Raw genomic sequence first — 20,403 nt, forward strand, 5'->3', positions numbered from 1 at the left:
CAGCTGTTCCGCAGCGCGAAATCAGTCGTCGTCGACGGTGATGTTGTGTGTTTTGTTGTTCAAGTCTGACGTGTTACCTGCCAGTTTGGCGAATCGCGGGTCGGCGTTGATCTCATCACCGAGGGCGTCGATCACGTCGACGTCCGGCAGAAGTGGCGCCAGGTCCGGTAGTTCACTCAGAGATGCCAACCCCAGACGTTCCAGAAAAAGTTCCGTGGTGTTGTACGTCACCGCTCCGGAGTCGACATCGGTGCCCGCTTCGCTGATGAGTCCGCGGGCCAACAGGGTTCTGATCACGCCATCCACGTTCACTCCACGGACGGCGCTGACGCGTGAGCGCGTGACCGGCTGCCGGTAGGCCACGACCGCGAGGGTCTCCAGCGCCGCCCGGGTGAGCTTCGACCGTGCGCCGTCGAGGAGCAGTCGCTCGACGTAGGGAGCGAACTCGTTGCGGGTGTAGTACCGCCACCCGTCGCCGGCGAAACGCAGATCGATACCACTACGCCGGTCGTTCAGTTCGGTGGTCATCTGCCGGAGCATCGCCTCGACTCGCACCGCGCTCTCCTCGAGCGCCGTGGCGAACTGGTCGGTCGTTGCGGGGCTGTCCGTCACCAGCAGCATCGCCTCGAGTGCCGACCGCAACTCGTCGTCGTCGAGCGTGTCTGCCTCCGCGTCGAACAACATGTCGGAGTCGACCTCGGGTTCGACGTCGTTCGCGGTGTCCGGTTCATCCATAGTCATCTGCCTTGTCGATAGTCACTTCGGCCTCGTCGCGCTCGCCCGTCCAGCTGACCATGAGAGCGCCGAGGGCCTCGGGCTGTTCGAACGCCACCGCGCGTTCCCGGTACAGCTCGAGCAGCGCCAGGAAGCGGGCGACGACACCGAGACCGTTCTCGCATTCACTTACGAGTTCGGTGAAGCTGACCCACGAACCTGCCCCGGCGTTGCGGAGGATCTCGCCGATACGCAGCGCCTGCTCCGGAACAGACACAGTCGACACGTGCAAGTGACCGAGTCCGACCTGAGGCACCGGTTTAGGTGTCATCGCGGCGACCGCAACCTCGGCGAACACTCCCGGTGAGACCCCGATGGTCACCTCGGGCAGCAGCGACTCGAATCGTTGCTCCAGTGAGACTGCCCGCGGATAGCGTTGTAGCGCAGCAGCTTCGAGCTCGGCGAACAGCACAGCGACCTGTTTGTACGCCCGGTACTGCAGGAGTCGGGCGAAGAGCAGGTCGCGGGCTTCGAGCAGCGCGAGATCCTCGTCGTTCTCGACCTCACCCGAGGGCAGCAACCGCGCGGCCTTGAGGTCGAGCAGGGTCGCCGCGACCACCAGGAACTGAGTTGTCTGATCCAGCTCCATCTCGGTGCCGAGAAGCTTGGTGTACGCGATGAAGTCGTCGGTGACCTCGTGCAACGCCACCTCGGTGACATCGAGCCGGTGCTGACCGATGAGGTTCAGCAATAGATCGAACGGACCCTCGAAGTTTCTCAACTTGACCTGGAAACCGGTCTTCGTGGCCGGCTCATCGACCGGCTCGGCCGGTGTCGGGTCAGCGGTGGTGTCCAGCTCCGGTGGTGACGTCTCGGTCATCGGCTAGCGGGTACGGAAGATGACTTCGCGGGCGAGGGCCCGATACGCCCTGGCCCCGGCCGACTTCGGTGCCCACGAGGTGATGGGTTCTCCCGCGACGCTGGTCTCGGGGAACCGCACCGTCCTGCTGATCACCGTGTCGTAGACCTTGTCACCGAACACCTCGACGACCCGGGCCATCACCTCACGGGAGTGCAGGGTGCGTGCGTCGAACATGGTCACCAGGATGCCGCCGAGCTTGAGTCGAGGATTGAGGCGGTCGCGCACCTTGTCGATGGTGTCGCTGAGCAGTGCCAGTCCACGCAGGCTGAAGTACTCGCATTCCATCGGGATGACGACCGTGTCCGCGCAGGCGAGGGCGTTGACGGTGAGCAATCCCAGCGAGGGCTGGCAGTCGATCAACACGTAGTCGTAGCGGTCGAGCAAAGGATGCAGGGCCCGGCCGAGGGTGTGTTCGCGGCCGACCTCGTTGACGAGCTGGATCTCCGCCGCCGAGAGGTCGATGTTCGAGGGCAGCAGATCCATGCCGTCGACGCGGGTACGCATCAACACCTCGTCCGCCGACACCTGCGGCGGGACGAGCATGTTGTGCACCGTCAGGTCGAGTTCATGGTGCGGAACGCCCAGGCCCGCCGACAATGCCCCCTGCGGATCGAGATCCACGAGCAACACGCGGCGTCCACACTCGGCCAAGGCGGCGCCGAGGTTGATGGTCGAGGTCGTCTTGCCGACGCCACCTTTCTGATTGCAGATGGCAACAACCGTCGCCGGACCGTGACGGTCGAGCGGGGTCGGCTCGGGTACCTCACGCAGCGGCCGCCCCGTCGGGCCGAGCTCGCCGGGGTTGCCCGGTTTCTCGCGCTCGTGGTCGTCATCGCCACGTTGCGGCGTGGAAATCATCAACTGATTCGCATCACGCCCGGGCCGCTGAGGTGGCTGTGGCGTTGTCACCCTTACGAGCCTAGTGCGTCGGCGTTGCGCGGCTGTGGAGGCTCACCGTCAGAGGCGTTCGCACCGGTCAGCACTGGCGCTTCGGGGCCGGTTTCGACACCCCCGCCCCACCCGAATTCGCACCACCCAACCGCAATTGTCGGTGGAGCCCGCGAAAACGGGTGGGCGGAGGCGGGTCGGAAGCGTCTACCGCGCGCGCGGATGCGCAAGGGCGTAGACCTCGCGCATGGTTCCGACCGTCACCAGCGTGTATACCTGCGTAGTGGTCACCGATGCGTGGCCCAGGAGTTCTTGGACCACCCGCACGTCTGCCCCGCCGTCGAGGAGATGCGTTGCGAAGCTGTGCCGCAGCGTGTGCGGCGAGACCGATTTGTCCAGTCCGGCGCGGGCCGCCGCGTCGACGAGCACCTGCCACGCGCTCTGCCTGCTGAGCCGCCCGCCCCGGGTGTTGAGGAACAGGGCGGGATTGAAGCGCGAAACCAACGCCGGCCGACCCCGGACGAGATACGCCTCGAGCGCCGAGATGGCGGGCCTGCCCACCGGAACGATCCGCTCCTTGCCGCCTTTACCGCGCAGCACGACCGAACGTGATTCGGTGTCGATGTCGTCGACGTCGAGGGCGACGGCCTCGGAGATACGTGCTCCACAGCTGTAGAGCAGCTCGAGTAGGGCGCGATCGCGCAGTGCCCGTGGCCCGTCGGAGACGTCTTCGCCGCCGCTCGCGGTGAGGATCGCCAGCACCTCGTCCACCGGAAGACTTTTCGGGAGTCGGCGCGGGGCCTTCGGGGGTGCCACTGCATGGGCGACGTCGGCCACAACGATCCCCTCCGCGGCAGCGAACTTGTGAAAGCCTCTGGTGGCCACCAGCGTTCGCGCAATCGAACTGTCCGCCAGTGGTGGGCGGTCGTTGTCTGCGTCGCCGCGTCGCAGGGCGACCAAGAACTCTCTGACGTCGGATTCGTGGACGTCTGAGAGGGCATCGATCCCCCGCGACTCCAGATACTCCTGGTACCGGCGCAGGTCGCGGGCGTAGGACTGCAGGGTGTTGGGAGCCGAACCTCGTTCGACCTCGAGGTGATCGAGGTACATCTGCACCTGATCGGCCAAGGTCATGACGGTCCGGCAGTGATCATGACCCGGCGTGCCGGTCGGCGAACGCCGTCGGCTTGTCGGTCCACGGCGCGTCGACGTCACGCAGCGGTACCGATCCGGATCTGTGCGCGACCAACGCCAGAATTCCTGCAACAGCGGTTGCGTTGACGATCTCGCCGGAGAACACCTTGTGCACCGCGTCTGCGATCGTCACCCAGTGCACGGTCATGTCCGCTTCTTCGTCCTCGCGGTCGGGCTGCTCGGCGGCGCTGATCCCCGTCGCCAGATACACCCGCAAGGCCTCATCGGTGAAGCCCGGCGAGACCGCGACGTCGACCAGCGTGCTCCAGTGTTCGGCCGCCAAACCGGTTTCCTCGACCAACTCGCGCCGGGCAGCCTCGACCGGGGCCTCGTCCGGACCGCCGTCGAGGAGCCCTGCGGGCAATTCGAGCAGGCGCCGACCGATCGGATGCCGATACTGCAGGACGAGGGCTATCTCGTCCCGTTCATTGACGGCTACGACGGCCACCGCCCCGTGATGTTCGACAACCTCACGGTGAGCGGTTCTACCCCCGGGCATCGCGACCTCGTCCACCCGAAGCGCGAGGATTGCCCCGTCGTAGCGGACATCGGTGTCGATGGTCCGGAACTCGTGCGGGTCGCTCAAGCCCCCGCCTCCACGACACCGGCCTCGGCACCGGTGACGTCGTCGAGGTCGGGATCGGAATCGTCGTCGCCGTGCACGTTCACCGGCAGTCGTTCGGCCGCCTTGTAGCGCAGCGATGCCCGAACGAAGGCACTGAACAACGGATGGGGCCGGGTCGGGCGGCTCTTCAGTTCGGGATGAGCCTGGGTTCCCACCAAGAACGGGTGTACCTCCCTCGGGTACTCGACGAACTCGACGAGGTGTCCGTCCGGCGAGGTGCCCGAGAAGACCAGGCCGCCTTCGGCAACCTTGTCGCGGTAGGTGTTGTTGACCTCGAAGCGATGTCGGTGCCGCTCCGAGACATCCACGGAACCGTAGGCACCTGCGACCACGGACCCGCGAATGAGCTTGGCCGGATAGGCGCCGAGTCGCATCGAGCCACCCAGATCGGCTTCGCCGGCCACTGCCTGCTCCTGATCGGCCATGGTCGAGATCACCGGGAACGGGGTCTCGGGGTCGAATTCCGTCGAACTCGCGTCGTCGAGGCCCGCCTGGCGAGCGGCATCGATGACGATGCACTGCAGACCGAGACACAGCCCGAGCAGAGGTACTCCGTGGGTGCGGGCGTACCTGATGGCACCGACCTTGCCCTCGATGCCGCGGATCCCGAAGCCACCCGGTATGAGGATGCCGTCGGCCTGGGCCAGCGCTGCCAGGGCCCCGGCGTCCTCGATGCAGTCGTCCGACTGCACCCACACGAGCTTGACGTGCGCGCGGTGCGCGAAGCCGCCGGCCCGGATCGCCTCCGTCACCGACAGGTAGGCGTCGGGGAGTTCGACGTACTTGCCGACCAGCGCGATGGTGACCTCTTCGCGCGGTTCGTGTACCCGTTTGAGCAGCTCACCCCACACTGTCCAGTCGACGTCACGGAACGGCAGTCCGAGCTTGCGGACCACGTACGCGTCGAGCTGTTCCGAATGGAGCACCTTCGGGATGTCGTAGATCGACGGGGCATCCGGCGTCGAGATGACACCTTCGACCTCGACGTCACACATCAGCGCGATCTTGTTCTTCAGCGGCTCGGGTACGTCGCGATCGCAGCGCAGGATCAGGGCATCGGGCTGGATACCGATGTTGCGCAGTGCTGCGACGGAGTGCTGGGTGGGTTTGGTCTTGAGCTCACCCGAGGGGGCCAGATACGGCACCAGCGAGACGTGGAGGAAGAACACGTTGTCCCGGCCGACGTCGTGCCGGATCTGCCGGGCCGCCTCGATGAACGGCTGCGACTCGATGTCGCCGACCGTGCCACCGATCTCGGTGATGACCACATCGGGGATCTCACCGTCGGCGTCGGCCTGGCTCATCGCCCGGATCCGGTTCTTGATCTCGTCGGTGATGTGCGGGATCACCTGCACGGTGTCGCCGAGGTATTCGCCGCGCCGCTCTTTGGCAATGACCGTCGAATACACCTGGCCCGTGGTGACATTCGCGAATCCGGACAGATCGCGGTCCAGGAATCGTTCGTAGTGACCGACGTCGAGGTCGGTTTCGGCTCCGTCTTCGGTGACGAACACCTCACCGTGCTGGAACGGGTTCATCGTTCCCGGGTCGACATTGAGGTAGGGATCGAGCTTTTGCATCGTCACCCGCAGTCCGCGGGAGGTGAGCAACTGGCCGAGGCTGGAGGCCGTCAGACCCTTTCCGAGCGAGGACGCGACGCCCCCGGTGACGAAGATGTGCTTGGTGCCTGATCGCACATGGCGTAATGGTCGCAACGCTTCTCCCGTTCGGCTGGAGACGAAGCCGGTAGAGGAACTCATCACCGGCAACGCAGGCAAGAAAACCTTGCCTACCTACGGGACTCCACGGTAACACCACTGGACCGAATTCTCGGCCTTGACACGGGTGACCGCTCGTCGGCATCCGCGGAGGCCGACGAGCGATCGGCCTCGGTCAGCTCTCGGGGGCGATCGCGGTGGCACCGGGACCGGTGCCGTACGCGCCCTGCTTGTTGCCCAGCTCGTCGGCGAGAGCCAGCACGGTGGTGATCCGGCCGGTCGCCTGATCGACGTTGTCCACCGTGGACACCTGCGAGTTCAGCGCAGGGTCCGCCCGCACCACTGCGATGGGCGAAGAACCTTCGGCAGATCCGGTCCGGCCGACGAGAACGGTGCCCGCGCCGCGCTCGGAGAAGGCTGCCGCGAAACGTGCCACGACCTGTCCGCGCGCACCCGAATCGTCGGCAAATTTGTTGCCCGTCACGATGATCGCCAACTGGGCAGGCTCGATCGCCCCGTCCGCGTAGTCGACGAATCCGCCCTGCTTGAGGGCCGCGAGCCCGGCGTCGGTATCGCCCCCCGACACCTGCGGTTCGGCATCTCGAGGTGACAGCTGCAACAGCAGGCCCAGCAAATCGCCCGCGCGGCCGCCCGAATCTGTCAGTTCTGTCCGCAGCGTGCTGCCGGCCGGGATCGACTGATCGATGATCGACCCGATCTTCTCCGCGTTCCGATCGCTGACGAACTCATCGGTGAGCGCGACTTGGCCGTTGAAGACCGCACCGGACTTGTTCAGGTTGTCCTTGACCGCCGCCACGTCACCTTCATCGGCACCGGGTGTGGTGACGATCAGCACCGGCCGATCGCGCAGCGTGCCCTCGAGTAGACGGCCGGCTATCGCGGTGTCGAAATTGTTGGCGGCGTTGACATTGTTGGTCAGCTGCTGATTCTCGTCGCGCAGTTCCTGCTCACGCTTGTCCTGGGCATCGCTGGACGATCCGAAAGTGTCAGCGACAAATCCGGATCCCAGCACCACACCCACGGCAAGAGCGAGGAAGACCGCGACCAGCGAAATTGCATGCTGGCGAAGCGAAATCACTACTTATCCGATCCAAGCCCCTGCGGGCTCACTCATTCCAGACTTGCTGGACCCACTCGGTCAGCCGGTTCCACTGGTCGACGATCCACTCGGTGACCTCACCGCCGGCACTCGACATGAGTACCGCGACGATCAGCGCAACCAGGGCAGCCAGGATCAGCAGCGCGATGGCAGCGCCCGACACCCGCGAACGATAGAGTGTGGCAACAGCTTTCGAGTCGACGAGTTTGGGTCCGACCTTGAGCCGGGTGAGGAACGTCGACGGGTTCGACTCGCGCAGGCTGCGGTCGAAGAACTCGTCGAGAGACGCAGCATGGCCCACGGTGACGATCAGGGCGGCTTCGTGATGGTCCACCAAGAGCAGTGCGAGGTCGGCGGCCGAGCCGGCGGCCGGGAACGTCATGGCACCGATCCCGAGGTCCTGGATGCGTTCGAGGCCGGGAGCGTGACCGTCGGGGTCTGCGGGCAGCACGACCTGGGCGCCGGATTTGAGTGTCGCCGACTTCATCCCCTCGGGGTCGCCCACGACCAGGTCCGGCCGATAGCCCAGATCCATCAGGGTGTCCGCGCCACCGTCGACGCCGACCATGATCGGCTGATATTCCTTGATGAACGGCTTGAGTCGCTTGAGGTCTGCGACATGATCGGCGCCGTCGGCCACCACGACCACATGGCGACCCTCGATGCGCACGTCGACGTCGGGAACACCGACGCCGTCGATCAGCAGCGGCGATTCGCTGCGGATGAACTCGATGGTGTTGCCGGAGAATGCTTCCAGATGATCGACGAGGCCCGTCTTGGCGTCGATCATGAGGTCGGCGATCTCGCGCTCCCCCAGTTCGGTGCCTTTGGCGAGCCGACGCTCGCCGGTGTACAGGCCACCTTCATCGGCGCGGATCTTGGCGCCGTCCTTGATGCGTTTGAAGACCTCGACGCCGACGTCGTCGATCAAGGTGATGCCCGACGCCACCAGCAACTCGGGTCCTAGATTGGGGTACCGCCCGGAGATGGACGGCGAGGCGTTCACCACCACCAGGACATCGGCGGCGACCAGGGCATCGGCGGTGACCCTGTCGAGGTCGACCTCATCGAGGATCACGATGTCCCCGGGGCCGACCCTGGAGAGGAGTCGTTTGGTGTTCTTGTCGATCCTGGCGATACCGCTGATCCCAGGCAGAGTTTCGGTTGTGCGTGACAGCAGGGCAGGCATCTTCATGCGAGAAACACTGAACCACCACTCGACAGTTTTGGTGGAGGCGCGCCGTAACACACGCCACTTTTGTCACATGAGTAACACCCGTGTCATTCCGCTAGAAGGCAGATTTCTCGTCTTCGGCTGTGCTCAACAGCTCCTCCGCATGCGCGCGGCCGGTGTCGGAATCACCCAGGCCGGCCAGCATGCGGGCCAGTTCCGCCACCCGTTCATCGCGGTCGAGAACCTCGACCGAGCTCGTCACACGACTCGACTTCGACGACTTGCCGGAAGACGTCTGCTTACCGATGAGCAGGTGATTGTCGGCGAAAGCTGCGACCTGCGGCAAGTGGGTCACCACGATGACCTGATGCGCACGGGCCAACTTGGCGAGCCGGCGCCCGATCTCCACAGCCGCGCGACCACCGACCCCGGCGTCGACCTCGTCGAACACCATCGTCGACCCGCCGCCCGGTCCGGCCAATACCACCTCGAGTGCGAGCATCACGCGAGACAGCTCGCCGCCGGAGGCCGACTTCGCGATCGGTCGCGCCTGCGCGCCGGCATGGGCGATCAGTCCGAACTCCACCTTGTCGACACCGTGTGAACCGGCGTGTAACTGTCGGCCGTCGATGTCGATTCCGCGACGGTCGGAGTCGGAGGATTCGTCGGGCACTACGGAGACCTCGAGCTGGGCATCCCCCATCGCAAGCCCCGTCAGTTCCGAACTCACCTTGGCGGCAAGCGACTTCGCAGCCTTGACGCGCACCTTGGTCAGTTTCACCGCGGCGACGGCTACGTCGTCGCGCGCGGCACCGACGCGAACAGCCAGCTCGTCGAGTGACTCCGACGAGTCGCCGATCTCGGCCAACCGGGAACGCGCAGAGTCGGCCCACCCGATGACGCCGTCGATATCCGGGGCATATTTGCGCACCAGAGACTTCAGTTCGGCCTGGCGATGCAGCAATTGCTCCAGCTCGGCCGCATCTACCGGTAGCCCGGAGACGAACGAGCTGAGTTCTTCACCGATGTCGCCGACCACGGTGAGAGCTTCTTCGATCCGGGGCAGCAGAGCCCGCAGTGTGTCATCGGCCTGGGTTTCCAGCATGGTCCGGGCCGCACCCAACCCGTCCAGCACCGAGGTACCGCTTGCGACATCGGCATCGGGCCCCGCTCCGGTCACCGCGTCGAGCGCAGAGACCGCCGCGGTACGGATGGTCTCGAGATCACTGAGCCGCCGGACCGTCGCCGCGAGCTCCTCGTCCTCTCGCGGTTGCGGCGCCACCTTGTCGATCTCGTCGAGTCCGAACTTGAGGCGATCGGACTCCTGGGCGATCTCACGGGAATTGGCCTGCCGGTCGCGGAGTTGGTCGGCCAGCGTGATCCAGCGTTCCCGAGCCTCGCGATAGGCCTTGAGTGGTTTGGTGATCGCCTCGGCAGAGAACCGGTCGAGTGCGTCGAGCTGATGCTCCGAACGCAGTAGTCGGAGTTGGTCGTTCTGACCGTGGATCGCGAGCTGCCCGCTGGTGAACTGCCCGAGCAGTCCGACAGGCACCGATCGGCCACCCAGATGCGCCCGGGACCGACCGTCGGCATTCACCGTGCGCACCGCGATGACGGTGCCGTCCTCGTCGAGCTCGGCGCCGGACGAATCCAGTACCTCCGAGGCCTCGGCACCGGTCGCTCGGAAGCGGCCTTCGACGACAGCGCGACTCTGACCCGAACGGACGCGGCCGGCATCGGCGCGCGCGCCCGAGAGCAGGTGCAGACTCGTCACGACCATCGTCTTTCCCGCACCCGTCTCACCGGTGAGCACGGTCAGTCCCTCGTGGAATTCGGCGCCGGCCTTGTCGATGACGCCGAGTCCGCTGATCGAAATCTCTTCGAGCACTACAGTTGCCTTCCCCTCCATCCGGTGACCGGCAGTTCGAACTTGCGCACCAACCGGTCGGCAAAAGGGTCGGAATCGATGCGGACCCAGTGCACCGGTCGTGCACCTCTGACGATCTCCACCCGGCCACCGGCCGGGACTTCGATGTTGCGTCGACCGTCGCACGCCAGCAAGGCGTCCTGTCCACGCGCCAGCACCTCGACGGCAACCAGCGACCGCGGACTGGTGACCATGGGCCGGGCAAAGAGGGCGTGAGCATTCGACGGGACCAGCAGGATCGCCTCGAGATCAGGCCACATCACGGGGCCGCCGGCCGAGAACGCGTACGCGGTGGATCCCGTCGGCGTGGACACCAGGATGCCGTCGGCTCCGAATGCCGAGACGGGTCTGCCGTCGACCTCGGTGATGAGCTCCAACACACCTTGCCTGGACAGGTTCTGGATGCTGGCCTCGTTCAGCGCCCAGCTCTTGGCCACCACCTGCCCGTCGACATGCACCGTGATGTCGAGCGTCATGCGGTCCTCGACCTCGTAGTCGCGGTCGACCAGTTTGGCCATCACCTCGTCGACCCGGTTTGCCTCCGCTTCGGCCAGAAAGCCGATGTGACCCAGATTGATTCCCAGCACCGGAACCTCTACCGGGTGGGCGAGCTCGGCTGCACGGAGGAAGGTTCCGTCGCCACCGAGCACGATGACGACCTCACATCCGGCCGCGGACGACTCGTTCCCCGCCGTCACCGCGACGTCGGCACCGATCTCGCGCAGCTCGGCCGGATCGAGCGGGTACACCGTGCTCAAGTATTGCGGCCCCGGATGGCTCGGCATCGTGTCGTGATCGACGACCCGAAGGGCGATTCCGGCCTCGGCACACGACCGTGCGATGACCGCCATCGTCTCGTGGACGTTGTCCCGGCCGGTGTGGGCGACCACAAGGAACTCCCGTCCCTGCGGCCCCGCCGCCGGAGCCGTGCCACCCGCTGGGTTCGTCACTGGGGCCCTTTCTCGATCGCCTCTGCTATCGCCGCCCGCACAGTGTCATCCACTGATGCCGGTTCCGGCTGTTTTCGCAGCCAGAGGAAGTATTCAACATTGCCCGACGGACCGGGCAACGGGCTCGCCACCGCACCGAGCGTCGCGAGCCCGTGACTCGCTGCGGTCTCGGCCACTGCGGTCACCGCTTCGGCTCGCAACTCGCGACTGCGCACCACGCCCCCCGATCCCACCCGATCCTTGCCGACCTCGAACTGCGGTTTGACCATCGGTAGCAGGTCTGCGCCGGGCTTCGAGCAATTGGCGAACGCCTCGAGGACAAGGTTAAGGGAGATGAACGACAAGTCGGCGACGACGAGGGCCACCGGTCCCCCGATCTGCTCGGCAGTCAGACTCCTGACATTGGTCCGGTCGTGGATCTCGACGCGGTCGTCGTTTTGCAGACGCCAGATCAGCTGGCCGTACCCGACGTCGACCGCCACCACCTGCTCAGCGTCCCGACGCAGCAATACATCGGTGAAGCCGCCCGTCGACGCGCCGGCGTCGAGACAACGGCGTCCGGCGACGCTGACGCCCTGCGGTTCGAACGCGGCCAGAGCGCCGAGCAACTTGTGCGCGCCCCGTGAGGCCCACCCCTCGTCGTCGCCCTCGGCCACCACGATCGGCGCACCGAGATCGACGTTGGTCGCAGGTTTGCTCGCGACCGTGCCGTTGACCTTCACCCGGCCCGCTTCGATGAGTTCACGAGCGTGGTCCCGCGATCGCGCCTCGCCGCGGCGCACGAGCTCTGCGTCCAGGCGAGCCCTACGCGCCATGACTCGGACGGCGTAGCGCGTCCGGACCCTTCGGTTGCGCAGACTCAGGCACGATCGACCTTCTCCAGAGCATCGGTGAGCACCCCGTGCGCCTTTTCGAGCAGGTGCGCTTGCCGGGCGAGCTGGGCGAGCGCCTCACCGTCGGCGTCGTCGCCGACCGAGGCCGCGATGTCATCGGCCTGTTCCAGCAGCTCGGTCACCTGGCGTCGGATCTTATCGGGATCCACAGTGTGCGCCGACTCGTCGGGCGGCGCGGCGGGTCGGGGTCCGGGGACCGGACCGGGTACCGGGCGAGGTCCGGGCAGAGGTTGGTTCATCGCCTGCCAAGGCTAGTCGATTGTTAGCGTCTAGTGATGACCTCCACCACCGCGGGCGCCGGCGCACCTGATGCCCGAGTTCTACGACGCGACACACAGCTGTGCATCTCGCTGTCGGGGCGACCGAGCAACATCGGCACGAAGTTCCACAACTACCTCTACAACGAACTCGGGCTCGACTTCGTCTACAAGGCCTTCAGCACCGCGGATCTGCCCGCAGCGGTCGCGGGAATCCGCGCCCTGGGCATTCGAGGCGCGGGGATCTCGATGCCCTTCAAGGAACAAATCATCGAACTCGTCGACGTGATGCACGATTCGGCATCGGCCATCGACTCCGTCAACACCATCGTCAACGAAGACGGCACCCTGCACGCCTACAACACCGACTACCAGGCAGCAGCAAATCTGCTGCGAGACAGTGCCATCCCGACGGACTACACAGTCGCCGTGTCCGGAAGTGGCGGCATGGCCAAGGCCGTGGTGGCCGCACTCCGCGACGAGGGATACTCCGACACCGCAGTGATCGCCCGCAACGAACAGACCGGGCGGGCGCTCGCCGAGCGATACGGGTTCACCTGGCAACCCGAGCTCGGGACCGCACGTCCGGACCTGCTGGTCAACACGACTCCGGTGGGAATGGCCGGAGGCCCCGATGCCGAGGGGATGCCGTTCCCGGCCGCCGCGGTGGACGAGGCCAAGGCGGCGTTCGACGTCGTCGCGATGCCCGCCCGGACGCCATTCATCAGCGCATTCGACGACCGCCCCGTGATCACGGGCGCTCAGGTGATTGCCCTACAGGCTGCCGAGCAGTTCGTCCTCTACACCGGAATGCGCCCCTCGGACGCCCAGATCACGGCGGCGTCCAAATTCTCCCGCAGCTGACGTCAGGCCAGGAGACCGGCACTCATCAACGCCGACTGGGCCACCTCTTCGGCGGCCTCGACGATCCACTTCGTCGACGTCTCGCGCGACCAGGCCTCGTGCAACACGGCGTAGAGCACGGCCGCCGGGTCGGCCCCGTCCTGCGCCACGACCGTGAGGGTGTGGTCGAGGACGCTGACATGCCACCCGGGCCGCGGGCCGACGATCACATCGTCTGCTGCGGCGTTCAGACCTTGCAAATCGGATGCGATGAACGTCGGACGCTGCGCTTCCGGGGCATTGAGGGCATCGGCTGCGGTGCTGACACCGGTCAGCACCAGGAGGCTGTCGGCCTCGATGGCATTCGCACCTTCGATGTCGGTGTCGAGACGGTCGCCGACCACCAGTGGCGTTTTCGAGCCACTGCGGTTGACGGCATCGACCATCAACGGCGAAGCGGGCTTCCCGGCAACCTGTGGCTGCGCTCCCGTGGCGTTCGCGACGGCTGCCACCATCGAGCCGTTGCCCATCTGGAGGCCGCGGTCGGTCGGCAGGGTCGCATCGACGTTGCACGCGACCCACAGCGCACCGGCTCGGATCGCGAGTACCGCCTCGGACAGGATTGCCCAGCCGGTGTCCGGTGAATGTCCCTGCACCACAGCAGCTGGACGGTCGTCCGCGCTCCGGGTCACCCCGAGGCCCGCTGACCGGACCTCATGGACCAGTGCGTCGGTTCCGACGACCAGGACGCGCGATCCCATCGGCAGTTGTTCAGCCAGGAGCCGCGCCGCCGACTGTGCGCTGGTGACGACCTCGTCGGGCTCGGCCCGAAAACCCAGCTCCTGCAGATGTTCTGCGACATCCACCGGGGAACGGCTGGCGTTGTTGGTCACGTAGTAGTTGCGCTGATCGCCGGCATCGAGTGCATCCTTCGCACCGGGGATCTCGTTCTTCCCCGCGTAGACCGTTCCGTCCAGATCGAGCAGTAAGACGTCGTACCCGTCCCGCAGGCGCGCACCCGGCTCCGCGGGTGCCGCCGGCACCAGTTGCGGCACAACCTGTTCCGGAACTTCCTTCACCGCAGGCGGCGCACTGACCTCAGAGACCGCCTTCGGGGCATCCGCATGCACCGGAGCGAGGAGTTCGGGCTCGGCGTCGGGTTCATCGGCAGCCGAATCTGGCTCCGCCAATTCCATCAACCGGTCTTCGGCGTCGGTCACGTCGTCGTCATCCGCAGACGCGGCGTTCATGAACCACGTGATCGCGTCGTCACGCCGACCGGCCGCGAGGAGCGCAGCGGCATACGCGTAGAAGTACCGCGCCGCATCCGTACCGACTCGAGCCGGGTCGAGATCCTTCGTCTGCAGCGTGACGATCGCCTTGTCGAACTCACCGAGATCGAGGCGCGCGCCCGACTCGACGATCCGCATCTCTGCAGCATCCTCATCGGTCAGGGCCCGGCCCTCTTCGCTGCGGGCGACGTCGATCGCACGCTCGGGACGTCCGAGTCCACGCTCGCAATCGGCAATCATCGGCAGCAACGCGTTGCCGCCGGACATGCGCCGCGCGGCCCTCAGCTCAGACAACGCCTCGGCCCACTCTTGCGCGGCATAAGCGGCGATGCCTGCTGCCTCACGAACCATCGCGATACGGCCTGCGCGACGGCGAGCGGCCCGGGCGTGCTCGAGCGCCAACGCAGGGTCCTCGTCGAGGAGGCGGAAAGTCATGATGAGGTGTCGTGAAACCGTATCGGCATTCGTGCGATCAAGACTCAGCAGATCCCGACGGACCTCGGTGTCGAGATCCTGCGGGACGACGTCGTCGGGCAGAGGCGGCTCGGGCGGGCGGTTCGCAGATCCGGTGCCGCGGCGAGCATCGGAGTCGTTACGGAAATTCCGTCCGCCGCTCGAACCGTCACGGCGGTCGCTCGGCCGTCCACCACCTGAGTTGCCGCGTCCGTTGCCACCACGATTGTTTCTGTCGTTCACGTCTGCCTCTTCGTCACGATCGCACCACTCACGCCGAAGGACGGAGCCGATGGATTCACGCTATGTAGTTACGTTCCGGCCGATCGGCCGCACGCCAGACTAACCGCCCAAGCCGGTGACAAGCCAATCGATCGAGCTCCACCTAACGCGCGTCGAGAACTTCCTTCGCCGCGCGCTGACCCGAACGCACCGCACCGTCCATGTAGCCGGTCCAGTAGTCAGAGGTCTCGGTCCCCGCCCAGTGCACGGGACCAACCGGAGCCCGAAGCGCGGTCCCGTACCGGGTGAGCGTGCCCGGCCGACTCACGGCGACCGGGCCACCCTGCGACCACGGTTCCAGATCCCATTTGAAAATGCCGTGGTCCACGTGGTCCCGGGCCTCCGGACCGAAGTAGTCGACAAAGTTCTGGGTACATTCGGCGGTGATCTGTTCGTCGGACGCCTGATCGAGTCGACGCATCGAGTCGGCAGAGATGAAGCCCATCAACACGTGATTGCCCTCGGCATAGTACTCGAAGCAGACGTCGATGGGATCGCCGTTGCCGATGACCTGCCCCGACAGCCCCTTCTTACGCCAGAAGGGCTCGCGATACACCGCGGCGAACTTACTGATGGCACCCATCCGGTATCCGGCATGCAAGCCGGCACGAGCCGACGTGAGACCCGGCCCGTAGTCGATACCGCCACTGATCGCCGGTGACATGGCGACGATCACCTTCTTTGCCCTTACCGTTCCGGCATCACTCACGAGGGTGGCCACCTCGTCGGTCCAGCCGATCGACCGCACGGGAGCGTTGTAGACCACTCGCTCGCCCAGCTCGTTCGCGATCCGCAACGGAATGAGAGCTGCACCTCCGACGAACAGCCGTTCCTGCGCGCCGCCCGCAGTGCTCAGCAGACGGATGAGACTGCCGGGGTTGGCCTCGTCACCTGCCGAAGCGACGTAATTGAAGAAATACAGGGCCGACAGCTCGTGTGCCTCCACGGACAGTGCCGCAGAACTCGCCAGGCTCAGCAGCATCCGCGCCGTAGGCGACATCGTCCGCGACTCGAGCCATTGTTGCCAGGTCACGGAATCGAGATACGCAGCATCGCGATGTTTCCAGGGCTCGCCTACCGGAAACCCGAGCAGCGGTTCGAGCTCGAGCTGAGACAGGGCCAGAGCTGCCTCCGGTGACGCAGGGTCGATGGGCAGCCCGAGTGCGCTGGGCATCGTGCAGCGGCGACCGCTGTTCCAGTAGACGCTGTCGCCCTCGTTGTAGGTCGGTAGCGAGACGACACCGTACTCCTTCGCCAACGCCGCGATATGCGTCTGAGTCGGTCCGATGAACTCCGCACCTGCGTCCAGGGTCACGCCGATCTTCGGTGTCGAGATGTTGTGTACGCGCCCACCGGCACGTTCTCTGGCCTCGAGAACCAAGACCGACCGGCCGGCTTCGGCGATTTTCTTGGCCGCGGCAAGACCGGACAGACCGCCGCCGACAACAACCGCGTCATACGTCTGAGCGCCGACGCTTCCACCTGGAGATGCCGACGCGATACCCGCTCCCAGCAGACGGCCACCGACCGCAAGTCCGGCGGCGCCGACAGCTACCCCGGACAGGAGCCGGCGTCGGCTGAGCGACCCGACAGTGCAGAACGAAGGGCTGACGTTGCGCGGGGAAGTCGACATGGCAGGAATCGTAACCGCTGGGCGCAGTTCAAGTGGGTCGTATGACCCACTTCGGTCGTCGGGTGCTGCCGGTGGTGTGGGGATAGCAAAATACCCCGCATACGAGAACCGGGGTTCTTGTATGCGGGGTATTCGCAAATTGTGTTCGGCGGTGTCCTACTCTCCCACACTGATTAGGGTGCAGTACCATTGGCGCTGGTGGGCTTAGCTTCCGGGTTCGGAATGGGACCGGGCGTTTCCCCACCGCTATAGCCGCCGTAACTCTATGAAACAACCATCACACAAACCACAAGTGATTAGTGCTGATCATTGTGTTGTTTGTGTGTTGTTTCAGATATTGCACAGTGGATGCGAAACAAAAGTTTCATTACTTGTTTTGGTTGTAAGTCCTCGGCCGATTAGTACCAGTCACCTGCATCGGTTACCCGACTTCCAGTTCTGGCCTATCTACCCCATGGTCTGTGGGGGGCCTTAACCACGCGAAGGTGGTGAGAAACCTCATCTTGGAACAGGCTTCCCGCTTAGATGCTTTCAGCGGTTATCCCTTCCGAACGTAGCTAACCAGCAGTGCCCTTGGTAGGACAACTGGCACACCAGAGGTTCGTCCGTCCCGGTCCTCTCGTACTAGGGACAGGTTTCCTCAAGTTTCTTACGCGCGCGGCGGATAGAGACCGAACTGTCTCACGACGTTCTAAACCCAGCTCGCGTGCCGCTTTAATGGGCGAACAGCCCAACCCTTGGGACCTACTCCAGCCCCAGGATGCGACGAGCCGACATCGAGGTGCCAAACCATCCCGTCGATATGGACTCTTGGGGAAGATCAGCCTGTTATCCCCGGGGTACCTTTTATCCGTTGAGCGACACCGCTTCCACTTGCCGGTGCCGGATCACTAGTCCCGACTTTCGTCCCTGCTCGACATGTACGTCTCACAGTCAAGCTCCCTTGTGCACTTACACTCAACACCTGATTGCCAACCAGGCTGAGGGAACCTTTGGGCGCCTCCGTTACATTTTAGGAGGCAACCGCCCCAGTTAAACTACCCACCAGGCACTGTCCCTGAACCAGATCATGGTCCGAGGTTAGATATCCAATACGATCAGAGTGGTATTTCAACAACGACTCCACACACACTGGCGTGCATGCTTCACAGTCTCCCACCTATCCTACACAAACCGAACCGAACACCAATACCAAGCTATAGTGAAGGTCCCGGGGTCTTTTCGTCCTGCCGCGCGTAACGAGCATCTTTACTCGTACTGCAATTTCGCCGAGTCTGTGGTTGAGACAGCAGAGAAGTCGTTACGCCATTCGTGCAGGTCGGAACTTACCCGACAAGGAATTTCGCTACCTTAGGATGGTTATAGTTACCACCGCCGTTTACTGGGGCTTAAATTCTCAGCTTCACACCCAAAGGTGTTAACCGGTCCTCTTAACCTTCCAGCACCGGGCAGGCGTCAGTCCGTATACATCGTCTTACGACTTCGCACGGACCTGTGTTTTTAGTAAACAGTCGCTTCTCTCTGGTCTCTGCGACCACACCCAGCTCACCGAGTAAATCGGATCACCAGACGTGGTCCCCCTTCTCCCGAAGTTACGGGGGCATTTTGCCGAGTTCCTTAACCACAGTTCTCTCGATCGCCTTAGTATTCTCTACCTGACCACCTGTGTTGGTTTGGGGTACGGGCCGTGTCGCCACTCGCTAGAGGCTTTTCTCGGCAGCATAGGATCATGGAATTCGCCTCATTCGGCTACGCATCACCTCTCAGGCTTATATGTGTTCCGGATTTGCCTAGAACACGCCCTACAGGCTTACACCAGTACAACCACTGACTGGCCCCACTACCTTCCTGCGTCACCCCATCGCTTGACTACTACCAACCAAGGTCCCGCGCATCCAGTCCCAGGGCCACCCGAAGGCGGCTAAGGAACATTCAGGGCGGTTAGTACAGCTGATTCATCACGGGCGCGACTACACGGGTACGGGAATATCAACCCGTTGTCCATCGACTACGCCTGTCGGCCTCGCCTTAGGTCCCGACTCACCCTGGGCGGATTAGCCTGGCCCAGGAACCCTTGGTCATTCGGCGGAACAGTTTCTCACTGTTCTTTCGCTACTCATGCCTGCATTCTCACTCCCACACCCTCCACCACTAGATCACTCTGTGGCTTCCAGGGATGCAGGACGCTCCCCTACCCACCCACACCACTGCTCAACACCCCGCAGGATGAAGAGAATGTCTTGTGTGAGTGCCGCGGCTTCGGCGGTGTACTTGAGCCCCGCTACATTGTCGGCGCAGGATCACTTGACCAGTGAGCTATTACGCACTCTTTCAAGGGTGGCTGCTTCTAAGCCAACCTCCTGGTTGTCTTCGCGACCCCACATCCTTTTCCACTTAGTACACGCTTAGGGGCCTTAGCCGGCGATCTGGGCTGTTTCCCTCTCGACTACGAACCTTATCGCCCGCAGTCTCACTGCCGCACTCTCACTCACCGGCATTCGGAGTTTGGCTGACGTCAGTAACCTTGTAGGGCCCATCGGCCATCCAGTAGCTCTACCTCCAGTGAGAAACATGCGACGCTGCACCTAAATGCATTTCGGGGAGAACCAGCTATCACGGAGTTTGATTGGCCTTTCACCCCTACCCACAGCTCATCCCCTCCATTTTCAACTGAAGTGGGTTCGGTCCTCCACGACGTCTTACCGTCGCTTCAACCTGGCCATGGGTAGATCACTCCGCTTCGGGTCTAGACCCGGCGACTCCACCGCCCTATTCGGACTCGCTTTCGCTACGGCTACCCCACACGGGTTAACCTCGCCACCGAGCACTAACTCGCAGGCTCATTCTTCAAAAGGCACGCCATCACCCACAGCCAACCAAATGGCTCGCAGGCTTTGACGGATTGTAAGCGCACGGTTTCAGGTACTATTTCACTCCCCTCCCGGGGTACTTTTCACCTTTCCCTCACGGTACTAGTCCGCTATCGGTCACCAGGGAGTATTCAGGCTTATCGGGTGGTCCCGACAGATTCACAGCAGATTTCACGGGCCCGCTGCTACTTGGGTGTCTACTACAACAGTCAACATGTTTTCGTCTACGGGACTCTCACCCTCTACGACAGGCCGTTCCAGACCACTTCGACTAACACACTGATTTCTCACTGTCGGCCCATCCGGCAGAATGGACAAAATAGATCCCACAACCCCACACACACAACCCCTGCCGGGTATCACATATGCATGGTTTAGCCTCATCCGCTTTCGCTCGCCACTACTCACGGAATCACTATTGTTTTCTCTTCCTGTAGGTACTGAGATGTTTCACTTCCCCACGTTCCCTCCACACCCGCTATATATTCACAGGTGGGTAACACGACATCACTCGTGCTGGGTTTCCCCATTCGGACACCCTCGGATCACAGCTCGGTTGACAGCTCCCCGAGGCTTATCGCAGCCTCCTACGTCCTTCATCGGCTCCTGGTGCCAAGGCATCCACCGTACGCTCTTACACACTTACAA

The 20,403-nt window shown here is 64.0% G+C and carries 15 protein-coding genes and 2 rRNA genes; 1 reads left to right on the top strand and 16 read right to left on the bottom strand.

Features of this window, described 5'->3' with window-relative positions; translation table 11 throughout:
* Positions 1-21: 21 nt before the first annotated feature.
* The 12 genes from scpB to BH683_RS20930 all read right to left on the bottom strand — a co-directional run bounded on the left by scpB (position 22) and on the right by BH683_RS20930 (position 12,364).
* Positions 22-684 (bottom strand): SMC-Scp complex subunit ScpB, encoded by a 663-nt coding sequence (gene scpB / locus BH683_RS20875; protein ID WP_246833506.1) that lies wholly within the window; start codon positions 682-684, stop codon positions 22-24.
* A 43-nt stretch (positions 685-727) separates the two neighbouring features.
* Positions 728-1,594, bottom strand: a complete 867-nt coding sequence (locus tag BH683_RS20880; protein WP_084838173.1) for a segregation/condensation protein A — start codon at positions 1,592-1,594, stop codon at positions 728-730.
* 3 nt (positions 1,595-1,597) lie between these two features.
* Complete coding sequence (locus BH683_RS20885; protein WP_094647617.1) at positions 1,598-2,494, bottom strand: ParA family protein; 897 nt, start codon at positions 2,492-2,494, stop codon at positions 1,598-1,600.
* 237 nt (positions 2,495-2,731) lie between these two features.
* Positions 2,732-3,658: a site-specific tyrosine recombinase XerD gene (gene xerD / locus BH683_RS20890; RefSeq protein ID WP_084838174.1), complete on the bottom strand. Its 927-nt coding sequence runs from the start codon at positions 3,656-3,658 to the stop codon at positions 2,732-2,734.
* 16 nt (positions 3,659-3,674) lie between these two features.
* Complete coding sequence (locus tag BH683_RS20895) at positions 3,675-4,304, bottom strand: NUDIX hydrolase (protein ID WP_084838175.1); 630 nt, start codon at positions 4,302-4,304, stop codon at positions 3,675-3,677.
* Entirely contained in the window at positions 4,301-6,058 is a 1,758-nt protein-coding gene (locus BH683_RS20900) for a CTP synthase (RefSeq protein WP_084838176.1), read from the bottom strand. Before BH683_RS20900 ends, BH683_RS20895 begins: the two co-directional genes overlap by 4 nt.
* Positions 6,059-6,236: 178 nt before the next feature.
* Complete coding sequence (locus BH683_RS20905) at positions 6,237-7,160, bottom strand: copper transporter (protein WP_084838177.1); 924 nt, start codon at positions 7,158-7,160, stop codon at positions 6,237-6,239.
* 28 nt (positions 7,161-7,188) lie between these two features.
* Positions 7,189-8,376: a putative cytokinetic ring protein SteA gene (steA, locus tag BH683_RS20910; RefSeq protein WP_084838178.1), complete on the bottom strand. Its 1,188-nt coding sequence runs from the start codon at positions 8,374-8,376 to the stop codon at positions 7,189-7,191.
* A gap of 94 nt (positions 8,377-8,470) precedes the next feature.
* On the bottom strand, positions 8,471-10,243 hold the full coding sequence (recN, locus tag BH683_RS20915; RefSeq protein WP_084838179.1) for a DNA repair protein RecN: 1,773 nt from the start codon (positions 10,241-10,243) through the stop codon (positions 8,471-8,473).
* Complete coding sequence (locus BH683_RS20920) at positions 10,243-11,232, bottom strand: NAD kinase (RefSeq protein ID WP_084838180.1); 990 nt, start codon at positions 11,230-11,232, stop codon at positions 10,243-10,245. Before BH683_RS20920 ends, recN begins: the two co-directional genes overlap by 1 nt.
* Entirely contained in the window at positions 11,229-12,047 is an 819-nt protein-coding gene (locus BH683_RS20925) for a TlyA family RNA methyltransferase (protein ID WP_084838181.1), read from the bottom strand. Before BH683_RS20925 ends, BH683_RS20920 begins: the two co-directional genes overlap by 4 nt.
* A gap of 44 nt (positions 12,048-12,091) precedes the next feature.
* Positions 12,092-12,364: a hypothetical protein gene (locus BH683_RS20930; RefSeq protein WP_084838182.1), complete on the bottom strand. Its 273-nt coding sequence runs from the start codon at positions 12,362-12,364 to the stop codon at positions 12,092-12,094.
* A 36-nt stretch (positions 12,365-12,400) separates the two neighbouring features.
* Between BH683_RS20930 and BH683_RS20935 the strand changes: the two genes are divergently transcribed.
* A complete protein-coding gene (locus BH683_RS20935; RefSeq protein ID WP_084838183.1) occupies positions 12,401-13,246 on the top strand; it encodes a shikimate 5-dehydrogenase in 846 nt (281 codons plus the stop codon).
* Positions 13,247-13,248: 2 nt separating this feature from the next.
* On the opposite strand, the gene BH683_RS20940 is transcribed toward BH683_RS20935, so the two are convergent.
* The 4 genes from BH683_RS20940 to BH683_RS20955 form a co-directional block, all read right to left on the bottom strand.
* Complete coding sequence (locus BH683_RS20940) at positions 13,249-15,213, bottom strand: HAD-IIA family hydrolase (protein WP_084838184.1); 1,965 nt, start codon at positions 15,211-15,213, stop codon at positions 13,249-13,251.
* A gap of 142 nt (positions 15,214-15,355) precedes the next feature.
* Positions 15,356-16,885, bottom strand: coding sequence for an FAD-dependent oxidoreductase (locus tag BH683_RS20945; protein ID WP_084838185.1), 1,530 nt, complete (start codon positions 16,883-16,885; stop codon positions 15,356-15,358).
* 143 nt (positions 16,886-17,028) lie between these two features.
* Positions 17,029-17,145: ribosomal RNA gene (rrf, locus tag BH683_RS20950) — 5S ribosomal RNA — on the bottom strand.
* A 118-nt stretch (positions 17,146-17,263) separates the two neighbouring features.
* Positions 17,264-20,403 (bottom strand): 23S ribosomal RNA (locus BH683_RS20955).

It is taken from the genome of Williamsia sp. 1138 (assembly GCF_002095435.2).
Classification (GTDB): domain Bacteria; phylum Actinomycetota; class Actinomycetes; order Mycobacteriales; family Mycobacteriaceae; genus Williamsia.

Coding starts and splice junctions, on each gene's coding strand:
- xerD (WP_084838174.1), bottom strand. CDS start 3,658: ATGACCTTGGCCGATCAGGTGCAGATGTACCTCGATCACCTCGAGGTC.
- steA (WP_084838178.1), bottom strand. CDS start 8,376: ATGAAGATGCCTGCCCTGCTGTCACGCACAACCGAAACTCTGCCTGGG.
- BH683_RS20880 (WP_084838173.1), bottom strand. CDS start 1,594: ATGACCGAGACGTCACCACCGGAGCTGGACACCACCGCTGACCCGACA.
- scpB (WP_246833506.1), bottom strand. CDS start 684: ATGTTGTTCGACGCGGAGGCAGACACGCTCGACGACGACGAGTTGCGG.
- BH683_RS20945 (WP_084838185.1), bottom strand. CDS start 16,885: ATGTCGACTTCCCCGCGCAACGTCAGCCCTTCGTTCTGCACTGTCGGG.
- BH683_RS20925 (WP_084838181.1), bottom strand. CDS start 12,047: ATGGCGCGTAGGGCTCGCCTGGACGCAGAGCTCGTGCGCCGCGGCGAG.
- BH683_RS20935 (WP_084838183.1), top strand. CDS start 12,401: ATGACCTCCACCACCGCGGGCGCCGGCGCACCTGATGCCCGAGTTCTA.
- BH683_RS20930 (WP_084838182.1), bottom strand. CDS start 12,364: ATGAACCAACCTCTGCCCGGACCTCGCCCGGTACCCGGTCCGGTCCCC.
- BH683_RS20885 (WP_094647617.1), bottom strand. CDS start 2,494: ATGATTTCCACGCCGCAACGTGGCGATGACGACCACGAGCGCGAGAAA.